The sequence below is a fragment of the Microtetraspora sp. AC03309 genome (assembly GCF_020826795.1).
Classification (GTDB): domain Bacteria; phylum Actinomycetota; class Actinomycetes; order Streptosporangiales; family Streptosporangiaceae; genus Microtetraspora; species Microtetraspora glauca.
Map to the genome: position 1 here is coordinate 1 of NZ_JADDIL010000004.1, position 22498 is coordinate 22498.

Annotated in this window: 20 protein-coding genes and 1 pseudogene; 5 read left to right on the top strand and 16 right to left on the bottom strand. The window is 71.2% G+C overall.

The features are described 5' to 3' along the window. Positions 1 to 385: 385 nt before the first annotated feature. Positions 386 to 577, bottom strand: coding sequence for a hypothetical protein (locus tag IMZ11_RS03060; protein WP_228637376.1), 192 nt, complete (start codon positions 575 to 577; stop codon positions 386 to 388). Between the two features lie 497 nt (positions 578 to 1074). Here IMZ11_RS03060 and IMZ11_RS03065 point away from each other — a divergent pair, with 497 nt between their 5' ends. Next, a complete protein-coding gene (locus IMZ11_RS03065) occupies positions 1075 to 1257 on the top strand; it encodes a hypothetical protein (RefSeq protein ID WP_228637377.1) in 183 nt (60 codons plus the stop codon). 66 nt (positions 1258 to 1323) lie between these two features. Here IMZ11_RS03065 and IMZ11_RS03070 read toward each other — a convergent pair whose 3' ends face one another. The 3 genes from IMZ11_RS03070 to IMZ11_RS03080 all read right to left on the bottom strand — a co-directional run bounded on the left by IMZ11_RS03070 (position 1324) and on the right by IMZ11_RS03080 (position 3537). Next, positions 1324 to 1788, bottom strand: coding sequence for a histidine phosphatase family protein (locus tag IMZ11_RS03070; RefSeq protein WP_228637523.1), 465 nt, complete (start codon positions 1786 to 1788; stop codon positions 1324 to 1326). A 100-nt stretch (positions 1789 to 1888) separates the two neighbouring features. Continuing rightward, positions 1889 to 3046, bottom strand: a complete 1158-nt coding sequence (locus tag IMZ11_RS03075; RefSeq protein WP_061253631.1) for a cation:proton antiporter — start codon at positions 3044 to 3046, stop codon at positions 1889 to 1891. 8 nt (positions 3047 to 3054) lie between these two features. Further along, a complete protein-coding gene (locus IMZ11_RS03080; protein WP_061253630.1) occupies positions 3055 to 3537 on the bottom strand; it encodes a cation:proton antiporter regulatory subunit in 483 nt (160 codons plus the stop codon). Between the two features lie 173 nt (positions 3538 to 3710). Between IMZ11_RS03080 and IMZ11_RS03085 the strand changes: the two genes are divergently transcribed. Further along, positions 3711 to 4727, top strand: a complete 1017-nt coding sequence (locus tag IMZ11_RS03085; RefSeq protein WP_228637378.1) for a DUF2804 domain-containing protein — start codon at positions 3711 to 3713, stop codon at positions 4725 to 4727. A 124-nt stretch (positions 4728 to 4851) separates the two neighbouring features. Here IMZ11_RS03085 and IMZ11_RS46615 read toward each other — a convergent pair. After that, positions 4852 to 5100 (bottom strand): annotated as a pseudogene (locus IMZ11_RS46615) (aminoglycoside phosphotransferase family protein); the annotation flags it as partial. Positions 5101 to 5243: 143 nt separating this feature from the next. Here IMZ11_RS46615 and IMZ11_RS03095 point away from each other — a divergent pair. Next, positions 5244 to 7016, top strand: coding sequence for a bifunctional UDP-sugar hydrolase/5'-nucleotidase (locus IMZ11_RS03095; protein WP_228637380.1), 1773 nt, complete (start codon positions 5244 to 5246; stop codon positions 7014 to 7016). 34 nt (positions 7017 to 7050) lie between these two features. Here IMZ11_RS03095 and IMZ11_RS03100 read toward each other — a convergent pair whose 3' ends face one another. Together IMZ11_RS03100 and IMZ11_RS03105 are read right to left on the bottom strand one after the other, a co-directional pair. Beyond that, positions 7051 to 8250, bottom strand: a complete 1200-nt coding sequence (locus IMZ11_RS03100; protein ID WP_228637381.1) for a glycosyltransferase — start codon at positions 8248 to 8250, stop codon at positions 7051 to 7053. A 75-nt stretch (positions 8251 to 8325) separates the two neighbouring features. Continuing rightward, positions 8326 to 9207: an AraC family transcriptional regulator gene (locus IMZ11_RS03105; protein WP_228637382.1), complete on the bottom strand. Its 882-nt coding sequence runs from the start codon at positions 9205 to 9207 to the stop codon at positions 8326 to 8328. 46 nt (positions 9208 to 9253) lie between these two features. Between IMZ11_RS03105 and IMZ11_RS03110 the strand changes: the two genes are divergently transcribed. Beyond that, the gene (locus IMZ11_RS03110; protein WP_228637383.1) at positions 9254 to 11029 is read left to right on the top strand and encodes a beta-galactosidase family protein; all 1776 of its coding nucleotides are present in this window, start codon (positions 9254 to 9256) and stop codon (positions 11027 to 11029) included. Positions 11030 to 11039: 10 nt separating this feature from the next. Here IMZ11_RS03110 and IMZ11_RS03115 read toward each other — a convergent pair whose 3' ends face one another. From IMZ11_RS03115 to IMZ11_RS03125, 3 genes are all read right to left on the bottom strand, one after another. Next, on the bottom strand, positions 11040 to 11876 hold the full coding sequence (locus IMZ11_RS03115) for a carbohydrate ABC transporter permease (protein WP_228637384.1): 837 nt from the start codon (positions 11874 to 11876) through the stop codon (positions 11040 to 11042). A gap of 3 nt (positions 11877 to 11879) precedes the next feature. After that, on the bottom strand, positions 11880 to 12737 hold the full coding sequence (locus tag IMZ11_RS03120) for a carbohydrate ABC transporter permease (RefSeq protein WP_228637385.1): 858 nt from the start codon (positions 12735 to 12737) through the stop codon (positions 11880 to 11882). Between the two features lie 72 nt (positions 12738 to 12809). Next, positions 12810 to 14141, bottom strand: coding sequence for a sugar ABC transporter substrate-binding protein (locus IMZ11_RS03125; protein ID WP_228637386.1), 1332 nt, complete (start codon positions 14139 to 14141; stop codon positions 12810 to 12812). 237 nt (positions 14142 to 14378) lie between these two features. Here IMZ11_RS03125 and IMZ11_RS03130 point away from each other — a divergent pair, with 237 nt between their 5' ends. Then, positions 14379 to 14858: a nucleoside deaminase gene (locus IMZ11_RS03130; protein WP_228637387.1), complete on the top strand. Its 480-nt coding sequence runs from the start codon at positions 14379 to 14381 to the stop codon at positions 14856 to 14858. A 22-nt stretch (positions 14859 to 14880) separates the two neighbouring features. Here IMZ11_RS03130 and IMZ11_RS03135 read toward each other — a convergent pair whose 3' ends face one another. The 6 genes from IMZ11_RS03135 to IMZ11_RS03160 all read right to left on the bottom strand — a co-directional run bounded on the left by IMZ11_RS03135 (position 14881) and on the right by IMZ11_RS03160 (position 22496). Beyond that, a complete protein-coding gene (locus tag IMZ11_RS03135) occupies positions 14881 to 16401 on the bottom strand; it encodes an FGGY-family carbohydrate kinase (protein ID WP_228637388.1) in 1521 nt (506 codons plus the stop codon). After that, positions 16398 to 18053: a glycerol-3-phosphate dehydrogenase/oxidase gene (locus IMZ11_RS03140; RefSeq protein WP_228637389.1), complete on the bottom strand. Its 1656-nt coding sequence runs from the start codon at positions 18051 to 18053 to the stop codon at positions 16398 to 16400. Before IMZ11_RS03140 ends, IMZ11_RS03135 begins: the two co-directional genes overlap by 4 nt. 80 nt (positions 18054 to 18133) lie before the next feature. Then, on the bottom strand, positions 18134 to 19036 hold the full coding sequence (lsrF, locus tag IMZ11_RS03145; protein ID WP_228637390.1) for a 3-hydroxy-5-phosphonooxypentane-2,4-dione thiolase: 903 nt from the start codon (positions 19034 to 19036) through the stop codon (positions 18134 to 18136). Further along, positions 19029 to 20042, bottom strand: coding sequence for an ABC transporter permease (locus IMZ11_RS03150; RefSeq protein WP_228637391.1), 1014 nt, complete (start codon positions 20040 to 20042; stop codon positions 19029 to 19031). Before IMZ11_RS03150 ends, lsrF begins: the two co-directional genes overlap by 8 nt. Further along, positions 20039 to 20998: an ABC transporter permease gene (locus tag IMZ11_RS03155; protein ID WP_228637392.1), complete on the bottom strand. Its 960-nt coding sequence runs from the start codon at positions 20996 to 20998 to the stop codon at positions 20039 to 20041. The genes IMZ11_RS03150 and IMZ11_RS03155 overlap by 4 nt, the downstream gene beginning before the upstream one ends. Continuing rightward, positions 20991 to 22496: a sugar ABC transporter ATP-binding protein gene (locus IMZ11_RS03160; protein ID WP_255705947.1), complete on the bottom strand. Its 1506-nt coding sequence runs from the start codon at positions 22494 to 22496 to the stop codon at positions 20991 to 20993. The genes IMZ11_RS03155 and IMZ11_RS03160 overlap by 8 nt, the downstream gene beginning before the upstream one ends. Positions 22497 to 22498 lie beyond the last annotated feature (2 nt).

A 22498-nucleotide genomic window follows, 5' to 3' on the forward strand; every position in this document is an offset into this window, starting at 1 on the left:
CGGGCCCGAGGCGAGCGGTTGCGAGGTGCGTGCCACGGCAAGCGGGGCCGAGACATGCGGTTCCGAGGCATGCGGTTCCGAGGCGGACGGTCCCGAGACGGACGGTCCCGAGACGGACGGTCCCGAGACGGACGGTCCCGAGACGGACGGTCCCGAGACGGACGGTCCCGAGACAAGAGCACCCGAGGCAAGCGCGTCCCCAGCGAGTAGGCCCAAGCCCGGTTCCTTCACAGCGAGCGGGGCCGAGCCCGGCTCGTTCACAGTGAGCGAGCCCGAGACAAGAGGACCCGAGGCAGATGGGCCCACGGCGGGTGGGTCACAGGCGGCTGTGTCCACGACGAGCGGCAGCAGTGTGGGGGGACAGGTGGTCGGCACGCCATGCCTCTCAACCGTTGGCCATGACGGGGACAGTGAAGGCGGCCGCCAGGTCGGCAGGGAGATCGGCGGCGGAGACGGCGGCCACGGGAGCGGCGGCCAGGTCGGCAGGGGAGGCGGCAGCGAGGTGGGCGGCGGCCACGTCGGCGGCGGAGGCCGCAGGGAGATCGTGAGCGGGTTCGGAGGCGGGAGCGGCGGACACGGGCTTGCGGTCAGCGGGTACGGCGCGGGCAGCATCACCGACCCGATCAACAACGAACTCCCGTACCTGCCGACCTGGAACAACGAACCCGCCTGGTGGGAAGAACCCGATCCTGAACCGCTCCCGGCAGAACGAAAAGGACCTGCCGCTGCGGCCGGTCCGCCACCGGACCCGGCCGACGACGTCCCACCCTTCTAAATGCGCAACGCGTAGAAGCGCAGCCCGTAGAAGCGCAGCGCTGCCATGCCGGGGAGAGCCGGGACGCCATCGCCCGTGCGAGAACCAGCGGTCAACTGCCACCTGACGACGGCTCACGGCCCGAGAGCCATGGACCCAGCTGGACGGGTTTTCACTTTTCGGAGACTTTTACCTCCGCGGGCTGTGACTCGTCACCCCTGCGGATAGTTGGTCCCTTTATGCATGGATCGTCCCTTCGGGCGCCGGGCCATGCCGCGTACGCGCCGAAAGGAGATGATCCCCGAAGGCAGGAGTGTTCCATGACTGAGACCGACCCGGAGAACACCTCGGGCCAGCCTCCGGCTCATCTGCCCGACGACCGGGAAGACGCCGGCGGGGCCGACGCTCCGGCCGGAATCGATACCGAGGGACCGGCGCCCCACGTCCCCGACGATCGCAGGGGAGCGGCCGGGCGCGGCGCCACTCAGCCGGAAGGCGGCTAGCGGAGCGGTGCCCCGCTGGCGGGAGGCGGGCATCCGGCCGACATGATCCACGTCTCCGGCTCCCGGTCACCGGAACGAGGTGGGGACGTGGAAGGTCCAGCCGGGCCGCCACTCGAACGGCGCGTCGACGAGTTCCTCCAGCGGAACTCCATTCAGAAGGTGCTCCAGCGACCACCGGTTGGCGGAGTGCGCGACGAGCAGGACCCGCGTGCCGTCCCAGCGGACGACGAGGTCGCGGAGGAACTCCCTGGTCCGCTCCACGACGTCCTGGTAGCTCTGCCCGCCGGGCCAGGGGGTGCGGAGGTGTTGTGACCTCCGCGCGGCGACTTCGGCGACCGGTCCCCCGTTGAGCACGCCGTAGTCGCACTCGCGGAGCCGCGGGTCCGGGACGATGGGGATGCCACCGTCCCGGAACGCGATCTCGGCGGTCTCGACGGCGCGCCGCAGGTCGGACGTGAAGACCACGGCCAAGCCGTCGTCGCGGCGGCGCAGGCCGAGCTCCGCGGCGAGAGCCCGGCCTTGCTGCGACAGTTTCGCCGGGGAGCCAGCCGGTCGCGACGCCTGTCTCGTTGTCCGTGGTGATCGAGTGCGTCTCGTAGACGAGCTCGACTCCCATGGACGGCCCTCCGGGTCAGGCGCGGCGTGCGACCGCGGCGATGAGCGGCTGGACCAGGCGGGCTGCCAGGGGACCGAACGCCGCCAGGATCAGGACGTACGCGGCTGCCAGTGGTCCGAGGTCCGGATGGGCCCCGGCGGCGACCGCGAGGCCGGCGATCACGATGTTGAACTCACCACGCGGGATGAGCGCGATGCCCGCTCGTACCCGGCCCTCTCGGGCGATCCCCGCTCTGCGAGCCGCGTACGCGCCGGTGGCCAGCTTGGTGATCATGCTGACCAGGGCGAGCAGCGCGGCCAGACCGGCGACCGGCCAGATCGCGGCCGGGTCGGTCTGCAGGCCGAAGAAGACGAAGAACACCGCCGCGAACAGGTCACGGATCGGGGAGAGCAACGCTCGGGCATCCTCGGCGAGTTCGCCGGACAGCGCGATGCCGACCAGGAAGGCGCCGACCGCGGCCGAGACCTGCAGCTTCTGGGCGAGGCCGGCGACCAGCAGGGCCAGGCCGACCACCTTCAGAAGCAGGACCTCGGAGTTGGGGCTGGACACGAACGCCTCGATGACGCGTCCGTACCGCAGGGCGACCAGCAGGACGACGCTGACCGTGGCGAGCGCGATGGCGACGGTGACGGCACCGCCGAAGAAGCTCACCCCGGCGAGCACGGCGGTGAGGATCGGCAGGTACACCGCCATCGTGAGGTCTTCGAAGACCAGCAGCGACAGCACCACCGGGGTTTCCCGGTTACCGATCCAGCCCAGGTCGGACAGCACCTTGGCCGTGATTCCGGAGGACGTGGCGTAGGTGACGCCGGCCATCGCGATCGCCGCGACGGGTCCCCAGCCGAGCAGGAGGGCCGCCACCGCGCCGGGGGCGGCGTTCAGGACGAGGTCGACCAGTCCGCCGCGGAAGTTACCGCGCAGGCTGGTGACCAGTTCGTCCGCGTTGTACTCCAGCCCGAGGGTGAGCAACAGGAGGATGACGCCCAGTTCGGCGCCGACCGAGATGAAGTCCTCGCTGGTCGCCAGGGGGAGGATGCCGCCGGTGCCGAAGGCGAGACCGGCGATCAGATAGAGGGGAATGGGAGAGATACCGACGCGCAGGGCGAACGCTCCGAGCACGCCCAGCGCGAGGATGACACCACCGAGTTCGACGAAGAGTATTGCTGTGTGCACCCGCTGCCCTACCCGTTCGCCATGATCTCGGCGACGGCCTCGGTGCCCTCTGAGCTTCCTACCACGACCACCACATCCCCCGCGGCGAGCACGAATTCCGGGCCCGGGCTCGCGATCACCTGCCCGGCGCGCACCACCGCGACGATCGACGTCCCGGTGCGGGTGCGAACCCGCGCGTCTCCCATCGGCCGGCCCGCGTACGGCGTGCCCGGCGCGATCGGCAACTGTTCACTGACGAGCCCCTCGACCTCTCGATGAAGGGCGTTGAGGCGCTGCACGATCCGCGGCGCGCCCAGCAACTCGGCCAGGGCGTCCGACTCCTCGTCGTTCAGCTTGATTGCCTCGCACGCCCGATCGGGATCGAGGCGGTCGTACACGATCAGGTCCCGGCGCCCCGTACGGTGTGACACGACACCGATGCGCCTTCCTGCCTGCGTGACGAACTCGTGACGCAGCCCTATGCCGGGCAGCGCTGTCTGTTCGACCTCCACCGGTCTCCTTAATTCCGTGCCTGTCCGCGGTTCAACCGTATCAATCCGGACAACCAGTTTCGGGTGACCTGTTGGTGTGTCATTGGTCCCAGACGGTGAATTACATGCCGTCACCAGGCCGTCGGCGGACCGAATCTTCCTCTGGAACAACTGATCTGGCTAGGCTGCGGCCCATGTCCCCTCATGAGACGTCCACCCACGAGCCGGAGATCACCGCACCGATCGATCTCTGTACCCCCGACGGGCGGCTCAACCCCGCCGCCGTCGGCTGGTCGCGAACGCCGCTGCACCGCTGCAACCTGCGTGGCTGGGGCCGGACCAAACGGTGGGAGTACTGGTGCGTCGCGACGCCGACGCACCTGATCGCCATCACCGTCAGCGACATTGACTACATGGGGCTGAACAGCGTCTACTTCCTGGAGTACGGCGGGCGCGAGTTCAGCAAGACCAGCATGATCCCCTTCGCTCGGGGGGTACGGCTGCCGGCGAGCCTGCTCGACGGGGACGTGGCCGTACGCGGCGCCGTGACCGCCGAGATCGTCCACGAGGAGGGCGGCACCCGCCTGCGCGCCCGCTGCGTCACGCCGGACGGGCCACTGGAGGCCGACCTGCTGGTCGCCCTGCCTCCCGGGCACGAGACGCTCAGCGTGGTCATCCCGTGGAGCGAGCGCCGGTTCCAGTACACGTCCAAGCACACCGCCCGGCGCGCGGAGGGCACCGTACGCATCGGCGGAACGGCGATCGACTTCGCCGGGTGGGGCGTGCTCGACCACGGCAGGGGCCGCTGGCCGTATGACACGTTGTGGAACTGGGGCACGGCCTCCGGGGAGACCGACGGGCACGTGGTGGGCCTCCAGTTCGGCGGCAAGTGGACGGCGGGCACCGGCATGACCGAGAACGCCCTGTGCGTGGACGGCAGGCTCACCAAGATCGGTGAGGAGCTGGAGTGGACGTACTCCACCTCGGACTACCTCGCCCCGTGGACGCTGCGGACGCCCGGCTCCGACCAGGTGGACCTGACGTTCACACCGTTCCATGAGCGGGCCGACCGGACCAACGCCGGGCTGATCTCCACCGAGGGCCACCAGTGCTTCGGCCACTACAGCGGGGTGGTCCGGCCGGACGGCGGCACACCGATCCAGGTGGACGGCCTGCTCGGCTGGGCGGAACAGGTCCACATGCGCTGGTGACGGCGGACCGGCTCAGCGGGTGGCCCACCAGCTCCGGGCCAGCGCGTCGAGCGTGGGCGCGGTGCTCGCGCATGATCTCCGTGTGCAGCGGCACCGGCGCCGCGGGCGGGAGGGTGACCCGGTCGAGGAACTCCGGGATCCGCGCCGACCATGCCTCGTCGAGGCCGTCGGCGCGGTGGTGGGCGACGCAGTTCGCGCGCTGCCCGGCGATGAACCCGTCCCAGTCGTCCGGGCCGAGTACGTCGAGCTCGGGCGCGGAGGTCGCGTGCAGGACGGCCAGCGTCTCCCCCAGGACGGAGGCGAGCCGCCGCCGGTCGAGCGGCTCGATGTCCGGCCAGGCGGCGGCGAGGCTGACGCCGGTCAACCGCTCCATCAGGACGTAGTGCCAGCCGTCAGGCCGAGGCTGCGGGCCAGCTCGGCGACCGGCGGTGGCGTTTCGGAGATCACATCCGGTCACTATGTCCCATTAAGGAAGCTGTGACCACTGAGTAATATCCCGTAACTACTCTCCCTGGCATGTCATCAAACGTCCGGCGGGCGCTCACGACCGGCGCCACCGCCATGGTGGCCCTCGGCCTCGTCACCCCCGCGGCACTCGCCGCCGCGAGCCCCGACCACACGGTGAAGATCACCGTGATGGCCAGCTCCGACATCCACGGCAACGCACTCAATTGGGACTACTTCAAGAACACCGAGTACGACGACAGCGCGCACAACGACGTCGGCCTGGCGAAGGTGTCCACGCTGGTCAAGCAGATCCGGGCGGACCGGGGAGCGGACCACACGCTGCTCTTCGACTCGGGTGACACCATCCAGGGCACGCCGCTCGACTACTACTACGCCAAGGTCGAGCCGATCACCGAGTCCCGCGAGCTCCACCCGATGGCCAAGGCCATGAACGCCATCGGGTACGACGCGGTGACGCTGGGCAACCACGAGTTCAACTACGGCCTGCCGCTGCTGGCCAGGTGGATCAAGCAGATGGACGCCCCGGTGCTGGGCGCCAACGCGGTGTCCGCCACGACCGGCCGTCCCGCCTACGAGCCGTTCGTCATCAAGACGATGAAGGTCAAGGGCGACAAGCCGGTCAAGGTGGGCGTGCTCGGGCTGACCAACCCGGGTGTCGCCATCTGGGACAAGGACAACGTCGACGGCAAGCTGAAGTTCCTCGATCTGGTCGCCACCGCGAAGAAGTGGGTGCCGGTGATCCGCGGCCTGGGCGCCGACGTGGTCCTCGTCACCGCGCACGCGGGTGACAACGGGCTGTCCTCCTACGGCACGGACCTCCCGGTGGAGAACGCGGCCGCCATGGTCGCCGAGGAGGTGCCGGGGGTCGACGCCGTCCTCTTCGGCCACGCCCACAACGAGGTGCCGCAGCGGTTCGTCACCAACAAGGTCACCGGCGAGCAGGTGCTGCTGACCGAGCCGAGCAAGTGGGGCCAGCGGCTGTCGGTGGTCGACTTCACCCTGACCAAGCAGCGCGGCCAGTGGTCCGTCACGACCAAGTCGTCCACCACGCTGAACGCGAACACCGTGGCCGAGGACCCCAAGATCGTCGCGCTGATGAAGTCACAGCACGACAAGACGGTGGGCTACGTCAACCAGGTGATCGCGCAGTCCAAGGAGCAGCTGTCCGCGGCGGAGTCGCCGTACAAGGACACCGCGATCCTCGACTACATCCAGAAGGTGCAGACCGACCTGGTGAGCAAGGCGATCGCGGGCACGCCCGAGGCGTCGCTGCCGGTGTTGTCGATCGCCGCGCCGTTCAGCCGCACCGCCGTCTTCCCCGCGGGCCCGGTGAGCGTCCGTGACATGGCCGGCCTGTACGTCTACGACAACACGCTGCTCGGCATCACGCTGACCGGCACCCAGATCAAGGACTACCTGGAGTATTCCGCGAAGTACTTCACCCAGGTGGCTCCGGGCGCACCGGTCGACGTCGCCACCCTCACCAACGCCGGCGGCACCCCCGACTACAACTACGACCAGCTGTCGGGCGTCACGTACGACATCGACATCTCCAAGCCGGTCGGGCAGCGCATCGTCGGCCTCGCCTACCAGGGGCAGCCGATCGCCGCCGACCAGCGGTTCGTGGTCGCGATCAACAACTACCGGCAGTCGGGCGGCGGCGGCTTCCCGCACGTCAAGACCGCTCCGGTGGTCTACAACGCCCAGGTGGAGATCCGGCAGGCACTGATCGAGTACGCCACCGCCTCCGGGACGATCGACCCCGCCACCTTCGCCGAGGCCAACTGGAAGCTCGTCCGCGAGGGCGTGCCGGTCTTCTGATCCGCTGCCGGCCGACCCTCCACGGCGGGTGCCGTCACACCGTACGGTGCCCGCCGTCGCCGGCGTCGAGGAAACCCACGACGCCGGACTCATCGAGGATCACCCGGGCGAGCGCGTCGGCGGCGTCGAGGCGGCCGAGCGACTTGGCCGCCCACGCCATGGCGGCGCGGTCGCCGGGGTTGCCCAGCAGGGCGTTCAGCTCGGCGAGGAGCCGGTCCGCGCCGGGCTTGTCCTCCAGGATCGCCCGGGCGGCGCCGGACTCGGCCAGGTAGCGCGCGTTCTGGCGCTGCTCGTCCCCGGCGGACGGCACGAGGGGGATGAGGACCGACGGTTTGCCCACGGCGGTCAGCTCGGCGATCGTGCCCGCGCCGCTGCGGGAGACCACGATGTCGGCCGCGGCGAACACGTCGGCCAGCTCGCCTCCGATGTACGGCACCGGGTGGTAGCGCCGCCGCAGCTCCTCCGGAAGGCGGTCGGCGCTCTGCGCGAGCTGGCCGATCCAGCCGGCGCCGCACTGATGCAGCACCTGCGACCGGGTGAGCAGCGAGGGCAGGATCTCCTCGATCATGGTGTTGATCTGGCGGCTGCCCTGCGCGCCCCCGGTGACATAGATGAGCGGCAGGCCCGGCGTGAGCCCGAAGTGCGCCCACACGGACGTGGCGTCCCCGTGCACGAGGTGCGGCCGGATCGGGTTGCCCGTGACGACGGCCCGGTCCCGGGCCGAGCCGGGCAGATGGTCGATCGAGGACGGGTGGGTGAGCGCGATCCGCGTGGCGAACCGCGCCAGGATCCGGTTGGCCAGGCCGAGCGCGGTGATCTGCTCGTGCATCACGAGCGGGCGGCCGAAGACCCGGGACGCGAGCCCGAGCGGCACGCAGACGTACCCGCCGGTGGACAACACGACGTCCGGGCGGTATCGGGCCGCGATGCTCGCGGCCTGGATCAGGCCGACCGGGATCCGGAACATGTCGGCGATGTTCGAGGCCAGCTCGCGAAGGTTGGGCCTACGGCGCAGCTTCCCGGCCTTGATCGCCCGGAACGGGATGCCGTTCTCGGCGCTGACGCGGGCCTCCAGGCCGTCGGCCGTGCCCACCCACAAGACGTCGAGGTCGACACCGGCGGCGGCCGCCCGTTCCCGTACCGCCCCGATGGTGGTCAGCGCCGGGTAGGTGTGCCCGCCGGTTCCGCCCCCGGTGACGAGCAGCCGCAGGCTTCGTCGGTCTCCGGCCATCATCCCGTTCGTCCTCTCAAGCGGTGTCCACACATTTGCGGACCACCACCTTTCCACGAATGAGGCCGTGGCCCGACATCAGGAACCGGCGGGGCCTCGGGACCGCTGCTCCCTGAACACGCTCGGGGCGACCCCCACCCGCCGGGTGAACAGGCGGGTGAAGTATCCCGGGTCGTCGTACCCCACCCGGCGGGCGACCGCGGCCACCCCGAGATCGGTGCCGGCCAGCAGCTCCTTGGCCTGGTTGAGCCGGATCGTCAGGATGTAGTCCTTGGGGCTGCATCCGGCGCTGCGCCGTACGGCGTCGCGGAGTTCGGCGACCCGCATGGACAGCCGCCGGGCGTGCTCGGGCACGGACAGCGGCAGGCAGGCGTTCCTGGCCAGGCTCTCCAGCAGCGGGTTGCCGTTGGGGTCGTGGTCGGCGCGGCTGCGCCGCAGTGTCACCAGCAACTCGTGCACGGCGGCGGAGGTCTCCACCTCCATATGGGGGCCGCCCCGGCGGCAGGCGGCGGCCATCTTCCTGACGACCAGCTGGGCGGGCTCCGCCGACGACAACGGGACGACCGCCTCCTCGGGGTCGAGGAACCCGAGCTCGCCGTAGGCGGCGATGGCCGGGCCGGTGAAGTCGGCGAAACACTCCGACCAGCCCGGCTCGTACGGGCCGTAGTGGTGCTCCACGCCGGGGAACAGCCACAGCAGCACGGGCCCGGCCACGTCGACCGGCGGCCGGCCTCCCCAGGAGAACCAGCCCTGCCCGGACAGGACGATCACGGCGACGTGGTGGTCGAGCACGCGGGGACCGACGGCGGGCAGCCGTCCCCGCTGGGTGCCGACCGCGAGGCAGGCGAGCCCGAGCCGCCGGTGGACCGGGCTCGGGGTGAGGTAGTGCCACCAGTGGTCCCAGGGCTCCTGCCCCTCCACCCACGCGATGGGTCCAACAGGACGCCGCGAATTGTCCATGGTCGCCCCCACCCCGCCCTCGGCAAGCTCGTGCCCGGGGATCGTAATGAGGCTGGATGACGATCCCGTCACGAATCAAGGGGGATCGTCCGTGAGGAACTTCACGATCGAGGACGGCGGCTTTCGGCTGGACGGCGAGGAGTTTCGCCTACTTTCTGGCGCTATGCATTATTTTCGGGTGCATCCGGACCAGTGGTCGCACCGGCTGGCGATGATGCGCGCCATGGGCCTCAACACGGTGGAGACCTATGTGCCCTGGAACCTGCACGAGCCGCGTCCCGGAACGTACCGGCGCCTGGACGAGTTGGACCGCTTCCTTGAGGCCGCGGCCCGCGCGGACCTGCACGCGATCGTGCGGCCCGGGCCGTACATCTGCGCGGAATGGGACAACGGCGGCCTGCCGTCGTGGGTCACCGGCCGGCTCAGGACGAGTGACCCGGAGTTCCTCGCCCACGTCGACCGGTGGTTCGCCCGGCTACTCCCCCGCGTCGCCGCGCACCAGATCACCCGCGGCGGCAACGTGCTCATGGTGCAGGTGGAGAACGAGTACGGCTCGTACGGCACGGACACCGCCTACCTGAGGCACCTCGCCGACGCCATGCGCGCGTCGGGGATCGACGTCCCGCTGTTCACCGCGGACGGGCCGGAGGACCACATGCTGACCGGCGGCTCCCTGCCGGGCGTGCTCGCCACCGCCACCTTCGGCTCCGATCCCCTGCGGGCGATCGAGGTCCTGAGGCGGCACCGGCCGGGCGACCCGGTCGCGTGCATGGAGCTGTGGATCGGCTGGTTCGACCACTGGGGCCGCCCGCGCGTCACCCGCGACGCGGCCGAGGCCGCCTCCGTGCTGGAGCAGTTGCTGGAGGCGGGCGCCTCGGTCAACATCTACATGGCGCACGGGGGAACGAATTTCGGCACGGGAGCCGGGGCGAACCGCGACCTGGAGACCGGCGCCTACCTGCCGACCGTCACGTCGTACGACTACGACGCCCCCATCAGCGAGCACGGCGCTCCCACCGAGAAGTTCCGGCTGTTCCGCGACGTGCTGACGCGTTACAACCCCGCGCCGGAGCCGCCTCCCGCGCCGCCTGTGCTGCCGCCCGCCACCGTTCGGCTGACGGAGTCGGCTCCGCTGCTGCCCGCTCTGCCCGTGCCGGCGGGCCCGCCGGTCGTCTCCCCCACTCCCCCGGCGTTCGAGGACCTCGGGCTCGACCACGGCCTGGTCCACTACCGGGTCGAGGTCCCCGGGCCGCGCGGGTCGTACCCGCTGGTCGTGGACGGCCTTCGCGACCGGGCCCATGTCTACGTGGACGGCGTACGGGTCGCCGTGCTCGACTCCGTGAACGAGACGGAGCACCAGGCGGTGGAGGTGCCCGGCCCGGCCACGGTCGAGTTGCTGGTCGAGTCGCTCGGGCGGGTCAACTACGGCCCCAGGATGGGCGAGCGCAAGGGCGTCACCGGCGGGATCAGGCACGAGCGGCAGTACCTCCACGGCGTGACCGCGCAGGCCGTGCCGCTCGGCGACCTGCCGCCCGGGGTCCCGTTCACGCCGGGTACGGCGGCCGCCGTGCCCGCCTTCTTCCGCGGCGAGGTGACGGTGGACGAGCCCGCCGACACGTTCCTCGCGCTGCCGGGATGGGGGCACGGCTACGTCTGGGTCAACGGATTCTGCCTGGGCCGCTACTGGTCGGTCGGGCCGCAGCGCACGCTCTACGTCCCCGGCCCGCTGCTGCGGACCGGGGACAACGAGATCGTGATCCTGGAACTGGACGCGGCCGGGGATCCGGTCATCGAGCTGCGCCCGGAGCCCGACCTCGGGTGAGGCCGGGGCATCACAGCTTGACGCTTCCCGCGGCGAGGTCGGCCTTCCAGAAACGCTGCAGTGACACGAAGGCCAGGATGACGGGGATGATCGAGATGAGGGCTCCCGTGACCACGGCGTCGCGCAGGAAGCCGGTACGGATGCCGTGCCACTTGACCAGGCCCAGGGTGATGGGCCACAGGGCCTGGTCGTTGAGCACCATCATGGGCAGGAAGAAGTTGTTCCAGATCGCTACGAACTGGAACAGGAACAACGTCACCAACGCGGGCGCCATCAGCCGGATCCCCACGGTGAAGAAGATCCGCAGTTCCCCCGCCCCGTCGATGCGGCCGGCCTCAAGCAGCGTGTCCGGAACGGCCGCCTCGGCGTACGCGCGGGCGAGGTAGACGCCGAACGGGCTGACCATGCAGGGCAGCAGCACGCCCCACATGGTGTTCAGCAGCCCGAGCCGGCTCTCCAGGAGGTACAGCGGAAGCGTGATCAGCGGGGCGGGGACGAGGACCGCCCCCATGATGACCGCGAACACGGCGCCGCGACCGCGGAAGGGGTACTTCGCCAGTGCGTACCCCGCCATGGCGGCGAGCAGCGTGGCGCCGAGCGCGCCCCCTCCGGAGTAGATCAGGGTGTTCAGCAGCCACCGGGGGTACAGGCCGCCGTCCTGCGACATCACCCGCTCGACGTTGCCGGCCAGGTTCAGGTCGCCGAACCAGAGGCCGGGCGTGTCGAACAGGTCGCCGCCCGACTTGGTGGCGGACACGACCAGCCACCACACCGGCAGCAGGATGTAGACGGCGACCACGAACAGGAACGCGGTGGTGAGCACCTGGGCTCGCATGGACGTTCGCATCGGTCACATCACTCCACGTCGGGTGAGCCAGGCGGACAGCCGCAGGAAGAGGAAGGACAGCGCGCCCGCCAGCAGGGCGAGCACGATGGCGATCGCCGACCCCAGCGTGTAGTCGTTGTTGTCCAGGGCCACCTGGAGCGACCACATCAGCGGCGTGTAGCTCTTCGAGACGGCGGTCGTGACGCCGTTCAGCACGGTCGGCTCGTTGAAGAGCTGCAGCGTCCCGATGATCGAGAAGACCCCGGTCAGGATGAGCGACGAGCGGACCATCGGGATCTTGATCGACCAGGCGATCCGCCAGGCACCGGCCCCGTCCATCGACGCGGCCTCGCAGAGCTCCTTGGGGATGGCCTGCAACGCCGCGTAGATCACCAGCATGTTGAAGCCGGTCCAGGTCCACGTGACGATGTTCCCGATCGACCACAACACCACGCCGCCGCCGAGCAGGTCCAGCCCGAACGGGGAGATCTCGGGCGTGTAGAGGAACGACCACACGATCGCCGCGATGACGCCCGGCACCGCGTACGGCAGGAAGTAGACGAGCCGGAAGAAGCGCTTGAACCGGGCGGCGTGGCCGTCCAGGACCAGCGCGAGCACCAGCGCCAGGCCGAGCATGATCGGGACCTGCACGATCCCGAACAGCAGCAGCCGCCGCACCCCGGCCAGGAAAGTGCCGTTCCCGAAGACCGCCGCGTAGTTCGCCAGGCCGGAGAAGACCCGCTCCGGCGTGCCGAACCCGAGACCCGACCGCTTCAGCTTGTACAGGCTCTCGTTGATCGCGTACCCGATGGGGAGCACGAAGAAGACGACGAACAGCGCCCCGAACGGCAGGAGGAAGATCAACGCCGCCCGGTTGGTCACCGCCCTGCCACTCCGACGGGCCGTCTCATGTTGCTGGACTGCCATGTTTTCGCTTTCTGGAGGGGAAACGACCTAGCCCTCGGTGACGCTCAGGCCCTTGTCCTTGATGGAGGCCACGGCCTTCTCCTGGACGGTCTTCAGCGCGTCGGCCAGGCTGCCCCCCTTGGCCACCGCCTCACCCACCGCCGAGTTGAACGCGTCGTTCACGGCCGGGGTCGTCGGGCCCCAGCCGAAGGACGGCGCCACCGTCTTGGCGGCCTCGGAGAAGACCTCGAAGACCGGCTGGTCGCCGTAGAACGGCCGCGGCGACTTCATCGCGGGCAGGGAGGTGCCGTCGGCGGAGGTCGGGAAGAGCCCTCCGTTGACGACCAGGTCGTCGAACGCGGCCTGGTCGGTGGCCAGCCAGGTGGCGAACTCGACCGCCTCCTTGGGGTTCGCGCATCCCTTCAGCACGGCGTTGGGCGAGCCGCCGACGTTGCCGGTGACGGTGGTGCCGCTCCCCCAGGACGGCATCGGCGCGACGGCCCACGTGCCCGAGGTCTTCGGGATCGAGTCCTCCAGCACCTTGGTCATCCACACCGCGCCGACCAGCGAGGCGATCTTGCCGTCGGTGAAGTCCTTGAACCAGGCGTCCGACCAGGCGGCCTTGACGTCGACGAGCTTCTTGTCGAGCAGGCCCTGCCAGTAGTTCGCGACCTTGAGCGTGGGCTCGTCGGTGATACTCACCTTCCACGCGTCACCGGAGGTGGAGAACCAGTTCGCCCCGGCCTGCCAGGCGTAGCCGCTGAAGCCGTACATGTCGTCCGGGTTGAACGAGGTGAGAAAGACCTTGGGGTCGGCGGCGTGCAGCTTCTCGGCCGCGGCGGCGAACTCGTCCCAGGTCTTCGGCACCTCGATCTTGTGCTTGGCGAAGAGGTCCTTGCGGTAGAACATGCCCATCGGCCCGGAGTCCACCGGCACGGCCACCTGCCGGCCGCCGAAGGTGACCGAGTTGACCGCCCACTGCTGGAACTTGGCGTTCGACTCCTTGGCGTAGTCGGTGATGTCCTCGAGTGCCCCCTCGACGAGGAAGCTGGCCAGGGTCTCGCCGCCGACCTGGGCCAGGCACGGGGCGTTCCCCGCCTTCACCGCGCCGAGCATCTTCTGGTAGCCGCCCTTGGCGCCCGGCTCGATCTGGGTGTACTTCACCTGGATGTCCGGGTGGGAGGCGTTCCAGGCCTCGGCCGCCTTGTCGTAGCCGGGCGCCCAGCCCCACCACTCGACGGTCACCGGACCCGCGGACGTGGCCGGTCTGTCCCCGCCGGTGGCGGCGCCGCCACCGCTCCCGCACGCCGCGGCCATGAGGATCGTGGCCACTCCGGCGGCCACTCCGGCGCTTCGCCTCGCCTGCTGTGTGACGCCCATGACGCCTTCGTCCTCCCTAGCCCACGGTGATCCGGTCAGCCGCAACCTTCACTCCGGGGGCAGGGTCCGCTCCATGGACAAACAGCGGCCGATCCTTGCACTTTGCGCATCACGACCTCGTGATTCGCGAGGAGGCGTGCGCGCACGTGCGGCCAGACATCACAGAAAGAGCATCTTCGCCCACATAATGGACACATCATCCAGCATTGTGCGGAATATCTCACTACAGGGGGACCTATGCTGACCGATGCGGATCTGCGGCATCTGCGGCGCTGCGTGGAGCTGGCGGCCGAGGCGCTGGAGGACGGCGACGAGCCGTTCGGCTCCGTGCTCGTCTCGGCGGACGGGACCGCGCTGGCTGAGGACCACAACCGCGTGGCCGGGGGCGACCACACCCGGCATCCCGAGTTCGAGCTGGCGCGCTGGGCCGCCGCGAACATGACCCCCGAGGAGCGGGCGGCGGCGACGGTCTACACCTCGGGCGAGCACTGCCCGATGTGCGCGGCCGCGCACGGCTGGGTCGGCCTGGGCCGCATCGTGTACGCGAGCTCGACCGAGCAGCTCGTGTCCTGGCTGACCGAGCTGGGCGCTCCCGCCGCGCCGGTACGGCCCCTCCCGATCCGGGAGGTCGCCCCCGGGGTCGTGGTGGAGGGGCCGGTACCCGAGCTCGCCGAGCGGGTGCGCGACCTGCACCGCCGCTTCCACTCGGCCCGCTGAGCCGGCCCCCCGAAAGCCGGGGTCAGGGGGCGGTGCGGTACCGCTCGACCTCCGACCAGGGTGCCCACATGCCGGCCAGGCACCGGTCGAACACCTCGGAGTGCCGGACGTACGCGTCACGGGCGGGACCGGGGCGTACGCACAGGTCGTCCTCGTCGTTGACCGACCACGGCGCGGTGTCGTGGCCGAGCGCGGCGGGCAGCAGCGAGGCGACGCCGCGCGCGCCCAGCTCGCTGGTGAGCTGGCGGCGTACGGGACGGCCGAGCGCGTCGGCGAAGATCTGCGCCCAGACCTCGGACCTGGCGCCGCCGCCTGCCAGCCGCCACGGGCGGTCGCCGACGTCGGCGCCGCTGGCCAGGACCCGGTCGAGCTGGACCCGGTGGTACTGGGCGACGCCCTCGATGACCGCGCGGGTGAGGTGGCCGCGGCGGTGCATGCCCGAGATGCCGAGGAAGGTCCCGGACGCCGCGGGATGCTCGGGGGCGCCGTTCACGAAGGGCAGGAAGAGCAGGCCGTCCGCGCCCGGCGGCACCGCTGCCGCCTCCGCCAGGAGCTCGGTGGCCGGGACACCGCCGACCTGGCCGTGCGGCACCGACGCGGACGCCAGCCATTCGAGGTTGGCGGCCGAGGTGGGCGCGACCTCCATGGCCAGCATCGTGGCGGTGTCGGGCATCAGCGCGCTGAGGGTGACCTCGGGCGCCGGGGTGCCCGCGGGCACGACCACGCCGTTGATGGCCCAGGTCCCGACGATGATCGTCACGTCGCCGAGCTCGCGGCCTCCGGCGCCCAGCGTCGCCGCCACGCAGTCCATGCAGCCCGCGATCACGGGCAGCCCCTCGGGGAGCCCGGTCAGTTCGGCCACGCGGGCGGTCAGTCCGGCGACGATCTCGCCGGACTCCCGCAGCGGCGGGAACCGGTCGAGGTCGCTCGCGGGCAGGCCCACCAGCTCAAGCGCGGTCGCGCTGTACTCGCGGGTGTCGAGCGCCACCATGCCGAACGCGCTCGCGTCGCTGTAGTCCGCGCTCGGGACCCCGGTGAGCTGCGACGTCACCCAGTCCTTGCAGGACAGCGCCCACCGGGTCGCGGCGTACGCCGCCGGCTCGGCGTCGCGCAGCCAGCGCAGCAGCACGCTGGGCTGGGCCGCCCACGGGATGGATCCGGTCTCCCGCGCCAGGCGGAGCGCGTCCTCCTCCGGGATCTCGTCCACGATGTGCTGGGCCCGGCTGTCCGACGACGCGACGGCGGGGCCGACCGGCCGCAGGGACGCGTCCACCGGGTAGAGGCCGTTGCCGTGGGCCGCCACGCCGATGCCGGCCGGGACGTACCCGTCGGCGGCGAGCTTGCCCGCGAGGTCACCGAGCAGCGACACGACCGTGTCGGCCAGCCCGAGCATGTCGACGTCGTGCCGGTGCGCGGTCACGGCGGTGCGCGGCGTGCGGGCGTGCACCACGCCGATCTCGTTGCCCTCCGCGTCGAAGGCGGCGGCCTTCGACGCCGTGAGGCCGACGTCGACGCCGATGTAACACGTGGCGGGGGCCGTCACGAGATCCTCCTGTCGCTTCCGCTGGATGTTGACGTGGCCAGGGCCCGGGGGCGGTAGCGCCGCAGCTCCGCCTCGTAACCGGCGACTTCGGCGCGCGCCCGCGCCTCGTCCCAGCCAAGGTGCCGTACGGCGACGTCGGCGCAGGTGGGGGCGGCCGAAAGGCCCATGTCCGCGCCGAGCCCGACCAGGATACGTCGCAACAGGATGTCACCCAGCGTCACGGCCCCCTCCTCGCGTACGGCCATGACGACCTCGGCGGCGAGCGCGCCGGACTCCTGGTCGACGACCTCGGCCAGCGAGGGGTCGGCGGCGGCGAGTTCGAGAACCCGGCGGGCGCGCACGCCGTAGACGGTGAGCAGCCTGCGCGACTGCTTCCCGCTGAGCGGCGACGAGCGGATGAAGTCCTGGGCGAACGCCTTCCAGTCGGAGGTGTCCGCGCCGGGGAACGGCCGCTCGCGGGTGACGCAGCGGCGGGGCCGGCGGCCGAGCACGCGCAGCACCTCGTCGGTGACGTCCTCGGCGAGAGCGCGGTGGGTGGTCAGCTTGCCGCCGATGACGGTGAGCAGACCCGAGTACGCCGGCTCGTGGTTGAGCACCGTGTGCCCGCGGCTGATCTTGGCGTTGTCCGACACCCCGGCCGTGTACGGCAGGGGCCGTACCCCGGCCACGCTGTACAGCACGTCGGCGGGGGTGAGCCCGGCGTCCGGGAAGATCCGGTTGGTCTCGGCGAGCAGGTAGTCGATCTCGGCGTCGCTGGCGACGACCTCGTCCAGGTCGCCCTCGAAGGTGATGTCGGTGCTGCCGAGCACGTACCGGCCCTGCCACGGGAAGACGAAGATCGGCCGCTGGTCGGCGGCGGCCTCGAAGAAGATGCAGGTGTCTGGGGCGCCGGGGAACGCGTCGACGATGACGTGGCTGCCCTTCGTGCCCCCGTTGAGGCGCCGGCTCTCCACCTGGCCGTCGAGGATCCTGTCGATCCACGGACCGGCCGCGTTCACGGTGACGGCGGCCCGGATCTCGGTGCGCTCACCGGTCCTGTTGTCCTCGGCCCGCAGGCCGGAGATCCGGTCACCCTCGACGATGAGACCGGTGACGGTGGTGTGGGTCAGCACCCGGGCGCCCAGCCGCTGGGCGTCGAGGAGCAGTTCCACGCAGAGCCGCTCGGCCCACGGCACCTGCGCGTCGTGGAACAGCCCGGCGCCGCGCAGCCCCTTCCTCGACAGGGTGGGCCACCGGCGGGCCACCTTGCGTACGGAGACGCCGCGGCTGAGCCCGCGCCCGCGGGTCATCGCCATGGCGTCGAACGCCACCAGGCCGAGCCGGATCAGCGCGCCGGGCCTGCTGTTCCCCTTGTAGAAGGGGATGAGCATCGGGTAGTCCCGTACGAGGTGGGGTGCGGTGCGGAACAGCAGGTGCCGCTCGCGGATGGACTCGTGCACGAGCGTGAAGTCGTACCGTTCGAGGTACTTCAGGCCGCCATGGATCAACCGGCTCGACGTGCTCGACGTACCCGCGCCCACGTCGGCGCGGTCGACGACGACGACGCGCAGGCCGCGGGCGGCGGCGTCTCGGGCTACGGCGAGCCCGTTGATACCGGCTCCGATGACGGCGAGGTCGACGACGTCGTCACGTCCGGCGTGGTGGTGCGGCATGGGAGGCTCCCGGGGATGACGGGCGCGGGTCCCCGCCGGCGGCACTGCCGATGCCGCCAGGGACCCGCGCCCACGAAGGGTCAGGACGCTGCGATACCGGCGGCCGACCGCTCCTTGAAGAGCTCGTAGGCCTCCTCCGGCGTGAGACCGTCGTGCACGACCGCGCGGACGGCGGCGAGCATGGCGGCGGGCTGCTCGCTCTGGAAGATGTTCCGGCCCATGTCGACGCCGGCGGCACCCTCCTGGATCGAGCGGTAGGCCATCGTCAGGGCGTCCAGCTCGGGCAGCTTCTTGCCACCGGCGACGATGATCGGCACCGGGCAGCTCGCGGTGACCGTCTCGAAGCCCTCGTCGACGTAGTACGTCTTGACGATGTGCGCGCCCATCTCGGCGCTGATCCGGGTGGCCAGCCGGAAGTAGCGGGCGTCGCGGACCATGTCCTTGCCGACGGCGGTGACGCCGAGCACGGCGACGCCGTGCCGCTGGCCCGCGTCCACGAGCTTGGCCAGGTTGGCGACCGACCGCGACTCGTGCTCGCCGCCGACGAACACCTGGATGGCCAGGGCCGCGGCGTTGAGCCGTACGGCGTCCTCGATGTCGAGGGCGAGGTGCTCGTCCGACAGCTCGCGCAGGATGCTCGGGCCGCCGCTGGCGCGCAGGACGATCCCGGCGCTGCTGGTGGAGGGGATGCTGGTGCGCAGCGCGCCTCGCGTCATCATGATCGCGTCGGCGGAGGGCACGAGCGGGGCGATGTTGGTGTCGAGGCGCTCCAGGCCGGCCATCGGCCCGACGAAGTAGCCGTGGTCGAACGCCAGCATGACCGTGCGCCCGGTGTCCGGCCGGAAGATGCGGGACAGCCGGTTCTGCAGGCCCCAGTCCTGCGCGTGGGCGCCCTTGACGTGGAAGCCGCCCGCGGTGCTGCCCGCCGGGGTCCCGGACGTCCCGAAGTCGCGGGCGTCGATGAGGCCGTCGGTGTCAGCCATGAGTGTTGTCTCCTGTTGTTGTGGTGGTCGCGGCCGCCGTTCGCGGCCGTCTTCTGAATCGGGAGGCCGTGCCCCCGGCACGGTCACCCCCGCCGGCGAGGAAGAGGACGAAGAGCACCAGGCCGCCCTTGAGCAGGTTCTGCGCGGCCGTGCTCCAGCCCACGAGGTTGACGAGGCCGTCGAGCAGGATGAAGAAGAGCCCCGCTCCCCACACGCCCACCGGTACGGCCCGGCCGCCGGAGATGAGCGTGCCGCCGATGACGACGACGGCGACGGAGTCGAGCAGGTAGCGCGTGCCGAGGTCGGCGGAGGGCGCGATGTAGGCCGCGAGCAACGCCCCGGTCAGCCCGGCGAGCGCGCCGCTCACCAGGTACGTCGTCGCGATGACGCGGGCGACCGGGATGCCGGCCCGCTCGGCGGCCCTGCGGTTCTGCCCGACCGCGATCAGGGACCGGCCGTAGACCGTACGGCGCAGCAGCGCGATGATCAGGCCGGTCAGGACCGCGACGGCCACGGCGAGGATCGGCACACCCGCCGGGCGCACGTTGAGGAGCTGCCGCAGGCCGGGGTCGGGGACCGCGGTGAAGCCACTGGCCATCGTCAGGGTGAGCGAGGAGGCGACGAGCCCCGCGGCCAGCGTGGCGATGATCGGAGGGACGGACAGGCCGAGGATGGCCACGGTGCTGATGACCGCGATGAGGACGCCGACGCCGATGCCCGCGAGGACGCCGACGGTCGCCGAGCCGGTCGAGGCGGCCACCCCGACCGAGGCGAACCCGGCGAGCGAGATGATCGGCGCCACCGACACGTCGATGTTGCCGGGGCCGGCCGTGATGACGAGCATCTGGCCGAGCCCCACGATGACGAGGTACGGCGCCAGCGAGAGCGCCAGGGACACCGTCTGGCCGCCGCCCTGGCCCGAGATGATCAGAATGACCAGCCAGACGAGCGCCGCCGCGGCGAAGCCCCAGATCCACGGGCGCGAACCGATCGCGCGGATGTTCATCGCAGCACCTTCCCGACCACGACGCGGCCGGCGAGCACGGCCAGGACGATCACGCCTTGCACGGCGGACTGCATGTTCGACTGCACGTCGAGCAGGCTGAGGACCACGCTGACCAGACCGAGCGTCACCCCGCCGATGGCCACGCCCCAGGGGACGGCGCTCCCGCCGAAGAAGGAGCCGCCGCCGAGGATCACCGCGGCCACCGTCATGAGGGTGTAGCTGGAGGCCGACGACACGTCCCCGCCGCCCGTCTGGGAGGCCAGGAGGAGCCCGGACACGACGCCGAGCGCGCCCGCCACCGTGTAGGCGATGACACGGGACGTGAGCGGGCGCAGGCCGGCGCGCTGGAGCGCCACCGGATTGCTGCCGAGGCCGCGCATCCGCACGCCGAGCGCGCTGCGCGACGTGAGGAGGTATACGACCGCGGCGACGACGAGGATCGGCAGCAGCGGCGCGGGGAACCCGGCGGGCGCCCACGAGCCGAACGACGCCAGCCACTCCGGGGTCGAGCCGCCGGGCGTCGGCAGGAGGAACAGGCCCAGCCCCAGCCAGACGAACGACGCGCCGAGTGTCGCGATCAGCGACGGCACCCGGCGGAGATGGATGAGTGCGCCGAGCACGGCGTAGGCCGCGACCAGCCCGAGAAGCATCAGGACGCCGACGAGCGGCGAGGACACCAGCCGGGTCGCCGCGACCACGGTGACCAGGCCGACGAAGTTGCCGATGCCGAGGTCGATGTCGCCGACGGACATCAGCGCCATCTGGGCCTGGGCCGCGATGACGAGGGGCACGGTCGCCGACAGGACCAGCGTGAGGCCGCCCACGGTGAGCACGTCCGACTGCAGCGACGCGCAGACGCCGATCATCGCGATCAGGGCGACGGCGCTGACCACGGCCGGCGCCGTGCGGCGCATCCGCGCCCGGGACGGCAGGGCCGACGCGAGGAGCTCACTCATTGCTCTGCTCTCCATCCGACTCGGCGAAGGAGACGGCGATGATCCGTTCCTCGGAGATCTCTTCACCGACCAGCTCGGCGACCACCCGGCCGGCGCGGAACACGTAGACGCGATCGCAGTGGGCCATCTCGGCGTTCTCGCTCGAGTACCAGACGACGCTCCGGCCCTGCGCCGCCTCCTGCCGGATGAGGCCGTACAGGTCGGTCTTGGTGTGCACGTCCACGCCGCGGAAGGGGTCGTCGAGCAGCACGAGCTCGGCCGTGGAGGCGAACGCGCGGGCGACGATGACCTTCTGCTGGTTGCCGCCGCTGAGCTCGGTGATCCCGGCGTCCGCGCCGCCCCGGATCGCGAGACGTTCGACCCAGTCGCCGACCGCCGCGCGCTCCTGGGCGGGCCTGCGCAGGCCCTGCCTTGCCAGGCCGCGCATAGCGGTGACGATGAGGTTCTCCGCCACGCTCCACAACGGCAGGACGCCGGAGCGCTGCCGGTCGCCGGGCACGTACGCGCGGGTGCCCCGCACCTTGGTGTCGCGCCGGACCGGACGCCACAGGCGTTCGAGCACCTCCTGCTGGCCCTGACCGGCCAGCCCGGCCAGGCCCACGACCTCGCCCGCGCCGACCCGCAGGGAGACGTCGCGCAGGCCGGGCGCGGTGGCGCCGCGCAGCTCGGCGACCACCGCGCCGTCGGCGGGACCGCCGGAGGAGACGGCGGCCCGCTCCTTGTCGGACGGGACCGCGACGTGCGCGCCCATCAGGGTGAGCACATCCTGCTCGCCCAGCCCGGCGGAGGCCCGCTCGGCGGTGACCGCGCCGTCGCGCAGCACGGCGACGCGGTCGGCCACCGAGAGGACCTCCCGGATGCGGTGCGAGATGAGCAGCACGGCGGTGCCGTCCGCGGTCAGCCGGCGCACGTAGTCGTACAGCGACCGCGCCGCGTCCGGGCCGAGGGACTCGGTCGGCTCGTCGAGGATCAGCAGGTCGAGCCGGTCGACCAGGCTGGCCCTGGTGATCTCGACCATCTGGCGCTGGGCGATCGACAGGTCCTCGACCCGGTCGCGCGGGGACACTCCGTGGCCGGGGAACATCTCGTCGAGCCTGCGGCGTACGGCGTCGCCGGCCGCCCGCCGCCATCGCACCCTCGGGAGGCAGTGCCGTGAGGACACCCAGATGTTCTCCGCGATGGTGAGATCGGGGCAGAGCGAGGTCTCCTGGTAGGCCATCCGCACGGCGCGGAAGTCCGCGGCGCGCGGGCCGGCCTCGCCGGAGACCTCCTTGCCGTGCACCAGGACCGCGCCCTCGTCGCAGCCTTCCAGCCCGGCGAGCACGCGCATGAGGGTGCTCTTGCCGGCCCCGTTGTGTCCGACGAGCCCGAGCACCTCGCCCGCGCGGACCTCGAGGTCCACGCCCGCGAGCGCCCGGGTGCGCCCGTACGTCTTGGTCACGCCTTTGGCGATGACGACGGGCCGCCCTGCCTGCGGTCCCCGGTTGTCCACGTGCATGC